Origin of the sequence: Brevundimonas sp. (assembly GCF_032017145.1) — a bacterium.
Taxonomy (GTDB): Bacteria; Pseudomonadota; Alphaproteobacteria; order Caulobacterales; family Caulobacteraceae; genus Brevundimonas.
Window position 1 is genome coordinate 1 of the sequence record NZ_DALZQC010000172.1, and the last position, 3,847, is coordinate 3,847.

5 protein-coding genes are annotated in these 3,847 nt (G+C 65.1%); 2 read left to right on the forward strand and 3 right to left on the reverse strand.

Translation table 11 applies throughout. The annotated features are described in order from the left end of the window. Positions 1–314: 314 nt before the first annotated feature. The 3 genes from ndk to RTU05_RS17290 form a co-directional block, all read right to left on the reverse strand. The gene (gene ndk, locus RTU05_RS17280) at positions 315–734 is read right to left on the reverse strand and encodes a nucleoside-diphosphate kinase (RefSeq protein WP_248119067.1); all 420 of its coding nucleotides are present in this window, start codon (positions 732–734) and stop codon (positions 315–317) included. A 77-nt stretch (positions 735–811) separates the two neighbouring features. Then, positions 812–1,231, reverse strand: coding sequence for a type II toxin-antitoxin system VapC family toxin (locus tag RTU05_RS17285; protein WP_312599547.1), 420 nt, complete (start codon positions 1,229–1,231; stop codon positions 812–814). Continuing rightward, complete coding sequence (locus RTU05_RS17290) at positions 1,228–1,569, reverse strand: type II toxin-antitoxin system Phd/YefM family antitoxin (RefSeq protein WP_312599548.1); 342 nt, start codon at positions 1,567–1,569, stop codon at positions 1,228–1,230. Before RTU05_RS17290 ends, RTU05_RS17285 begins: the two co-directional genes overlap by 4 nt. A 46-nt stretch (positions 1,570–1,615) precedes the next feature. Here RTU05_RS17290 and RTU05_RS17295 point away from each other — a divergent pair, with 46 nt between their 5' ends. Beyond that, entirely contained in the window at positions 1,616–3,502 is a 1,887-nt protein-coding gene (locus RTU05_RS17295) for an ABC-F family ATP-binding cassette domain-containing protein (protein WP_312599549.1), read from the forward strand. Next, a complete protein-coding gene (locus RTU05_RS17300) occupies positions 3,499–3,741 on the forward strand; it encodes a DUF2164 domain-containing protein (RefSeq protein ID WP_312599550.1) in 243 nt (80 codons plus the stop codon). Before RTU05_RS17295 ends, RTU05_RS17300 begins: the two co-directional genes overlap by 4 nt. The last annotated feature ends 106 nt before the right edge of the window (positions 3,742–3,847 follow it).

Sequence of the window (3,847 nt, forward strand, 5' to 3'; positions counted from 1 at the left end):
GTGTTGCCGCCGATGGCCTGGCCGGCGACCGCGCCGCCCAGGGCGCCGGTGGCGGCGCGTTGTTCCATGGTCTGGCCGCAGGCGGCCAGCAGGGCCACCACACCGACGACGGGGGCCAGTTTGATCAGGGTCTTCATAAGTCTTCTCCGAGACAGCGAGGGGACGATGCTGACCGAACGGAAAAGGCCCGCGTCCGGTTCCGAACGCGGGCCTTTCGTTTTAGGGGTCGCTATGCTCGGGACGCGGTCCCTCGCGACTTGAGCGACAGGCCGTCGCCTAGCCGCAGGACGCGGTCCCGAACGCGGCCTCGGGCCTCAGCCGACGATCTGGTCGTCGGTGAAGAACTGGGCGATCTCGATCTTGGCGTTGTCCTGGCTGTCCGAACCGTGGACCGAGTTTTCGCCGATCGACAGGGCGAACTGCTTGCGGATGGTGCCTTCGGCGGCCTGTTCCGGGTTGGTGGCGCCCATGACTTCGCGATAGGCGGCCACGGCGTTGTCGCCTTCCAGCACCTGGACCACGACCGGCTCGGCCGTCATCTGCTCGACCAGTTCGCCGTAGAACGGACGCTCGGCGTGGACTTCGTAGAATTTCTTGGCCTGATCGGTCGACAGCTTGACGCGGCGCTGGGCCACGATGCGCAGGCCGGCGCCTTCGATCACGGCGTTGATCGCGCCGGTCAGGTTGCGGCGCGTGGCGTCGGGCTTGATGATCGAGAAGGTGCGTTCGGTCATGGGGTGTGACTTCTTGTTCAGTCGATTGAAGGTCGCGGGCTTATAGCGACGCGCCGTCCCCGCGCCAAGCCGCCGTTTCAGCAGGCGACGGCGCGTACATGGCCCGCCGCCGCATAGGCCAGGATGGCGCGGTCGCGGGTGATAAGGATGAGATCATGTGCTCGTGCGGTTGCGATCAGCATTCGATCGGTCGGGTCTCTATGGGTTAGATCTGGCAACTCGCCCACATCGAGCATGAGATCGACGTCGAGAGACAGCAGATGCGCGCGCGTGGCCCTTACGGCTCTGGACAGCCAACCCCTGACATCTCCACCGATCACGACGTCCAAGGACCGCTTCTGGCTGATTACTCCCAGCTCCCATGCAGTTGCAGCGGAAACGTGAACGCCGCCATCGACGCTGGCCGCGACAACCGCAGCGGCGGCTTCTTCGCGAATGGACGCACCCAAAACGATCCAGATCAGAGCATGGGTGTCGAGCAGCACACCGTCGCTCATTCCTCGCTTAGTCCGAGCTTGAGGTCGTAGTCAGGATCGTCCACGCCCATATCGGCCTCGACCGTCGTTCCAAATACCTGTTCGTAAATGGGTTTCGCCAAGTCGATGCTTGGGTCGATGACGAGCGAGCCCTTCATGCTCCCAAACATGCTGCGTGGATTCCAAGGCTCTTCGGCCGCTGCTTCCGGAGCAACCAGAACGGCAGCCTCCTTGCCCCGTTTGGTGATGTGAACCTTCTTCACAGCCCCCGAGTTCACACGGTCCAGCAGGTCCAGACACTTGGCCTTGAACTCCGTCGCCGTTATGACGACCTCGCCGCTTACAAGATCATACATCATGACTGGTCATATAGAGATGACCAGTCAGAAAGTCCATGCGCCGACCATGCTCCAGATCACCGACCTGACCTTCAACGCCTGGGGCCGCAAATTCCTCGTCGACGCCTCCGTCAGCCTGCCGCCCGGCGCCAAGGTCGGTCTGGTGGGGCGCAACGGGATCGGCAAATCCACACTGTTCAAGCTGATCCTGGGCGAACTGAACGCCAATGGCGACGAGATCAGCCTGCCCAAGACCGCCCGCATCGGCTCGGTGGATCAGGAGCATCCGGCGACGCCCGTCAGCGTCATCGACACCATCCTGGAGGCGGACGTCGAACGTCACACCCTGCTGGGCCGGCTGGAGACGGCCGAGCCGGAGGAGATGGGCGAGATCTGGTCGCGCCTGATCGAGATCGACGCCGACGCCGCGCCCGCGCGCGCCGCCGAAATCCTGGTCGGCCTGGGCTTCGATCAGGAGAACCAGGCCCGGCCGATGTCCGAGTTCTCGGGCGGCTGGCGGATGCGCGTGGCCCTGGCCGCCGCCCTGTTCGCCGAGCCGGACATGCTGCTGCTGGACGAACCGACCAACTACCTCGACCTGGAAGGCGCCCTGTGGCTGGAGGCGCGGCTGAAGAAATACCCGCACACCGCCCTGATCATCTCCCACGACCGCGAGATGTTGAACGAGGTCTGCACCCATATCCTGCACCTGGCGAACCATACCCTGACCCTCTACACCGGCAACTACGACGCCTTCGAAAAGGCCCGCGCCGAAAAGGCCCGGCTGCAGCTGTCGGCCAAGGCCAAGCAGGACGCCGAGCGCGCCCACCTTCAAGCCTTCGTGGATCGGTTCAAGGCCAAGGCGTCAAAGGCCGCCCAGGCCCAGTCGCGCATGAAGCGGCTGGAGAAGATGCAGCCGGTCGCCACCACCATCGAGGAGCGGGTCGCCCCCTTCACCCTGCCCTCGCCGCCGCGTCCGCTGGCCCCGCCGCTGATCCGGCTGGAGCGAGCCAATGTCGGCTATGAGACCGGCAAGCCGATCCTGCGGAACCTGAACCTGCGGATGGACCTGGACGACCGGATCGGCCTGCTGGGCGTCAACGGCGCGGGCAAGTCGACCTTCGCCAAGATGATCGCCGGCGCCCTGAACGTGTCCGAGGGCGAACTGCACCGCGACAAGAAGATGAAGGTCGGCTGGTTCCACCAGCACCAGATCGAGGCGATGGACCCCACCGACACGCCGCTGGAGATCATTCGCCGCGCCATGCCCGATGCGCCCGAAAGCGCCCGCCGCTCAAAGCTGGCCCAGTTCGGCCTGGGCTATGAGAAGCAGGAGACCACGGTCGACAGCCTGTCGGGCGGCGAGCGCGCGCGCCTGCTGCTGAACATGGTGGCGATGGATGCGCCCCACGTTCTGATCCTGGACGAACCGACCAACCACCTGGACATCGACAGCCGCCGCGCCCTGCTGGATGCGCTGAACGACTACACCGGCGCCGTCATCCTGATCACCCACGACCGTTCATTGATGGAGATGGTGGCCGACCGACTGTGGCTGGCCGCCGACGGCACGGTGAAGCCGTTCGACGGCGACATGGACGACTACGCCAAGTTCGTCCTGGACCGCGCCAAACAGGCCATCGCCAAGCCCAGCCAGATCAAGAAGGAAGAGGCGGCGGCCGCTCCCGTCCACAACAATAAGGGCAAGAAGAACGACAAGAAATCAGGCCCTTCGCCCTCGACGCTGCGTCATGCGGTGAAGAAGGCCGAGGAGACCATGACCCGCCTGACGGCCGAGATCGCCCGCATCGACGACGACATGGCCACGGCTTCGGTCAGCAATCCCAAGGCCCTCGAGGGGCTGACCCGCGCCCGCGCCAAGACCGAGGCCGATCTCGCCGCCGCCGAAGCCGCCTGGGTCGCGGCGGAGGAAGCTTTGGCCGAGGTCGCATGACGCCCATCCGCTTCAGCCGCGAGGAGGTCGCCGCCATCGCGGCGAAGCTGCGCCCCTATTTCCGCGACGAGCTGGACGTCGAACTGCGCGACCTTCCGGCCGAGATGCTGATCGACTTCCTGGCCCGCGAGATCGGCCCCTTCTTCTACAACCGCGCCCTCTATGACGCCCAGGCCGTGCTGAAGAAGAAGGCGGACGACATCGGCGAAGCCATCGCGGGCCTGGAACGGGCGGAGTGACGGCGGGGTCTCCGTCTCGAGGGGCAGGTCGATCGACAATCAGCCTAGCGACGTCATCCTAGGTTCTGTGGACACTTATCGCATCCATAAGATGGTTGCGGCGAGG

Bases quoted from the DNA above. Each gene is read 5' to 3' on its own strand.
- ndk (WP_248119067.1), bottom strand. From the start codon at position 734: ATGACCGAACGCACCTTCTCGATCATCAAGCCCGACGCCACGCGCCGC.
- RTU05_RS17285 (WP_312599547.1), bottom strand. From the start codon at position 1,231: ATGAGCGACGGTGTGCTGCTCGACACCCATGCTCTGATCTGGATCGTT.
- RTU05_RS17290 (WP_312599548.1), bottom strand. From the start codon at position 1,569: ATGATGTATGATCTTGTAAGCGGCGAGGTCGTCATAACGGCGACGGAG.
- RTU05_RS17295 (WP_312599549.1), top strand. From the start codon at position 1,616: ATGCTCCAGATCACCGACCTGACCTTCAACGCCTGGGGCCGCAAATTC.
- RTU05_RS17300 (WP_312599550.1), top strand. From the start codon at position 3,499: ATGACGCCCATCCGCTTCAGCCGCGAGGAGGTCGCCGCCATCGCGGCG.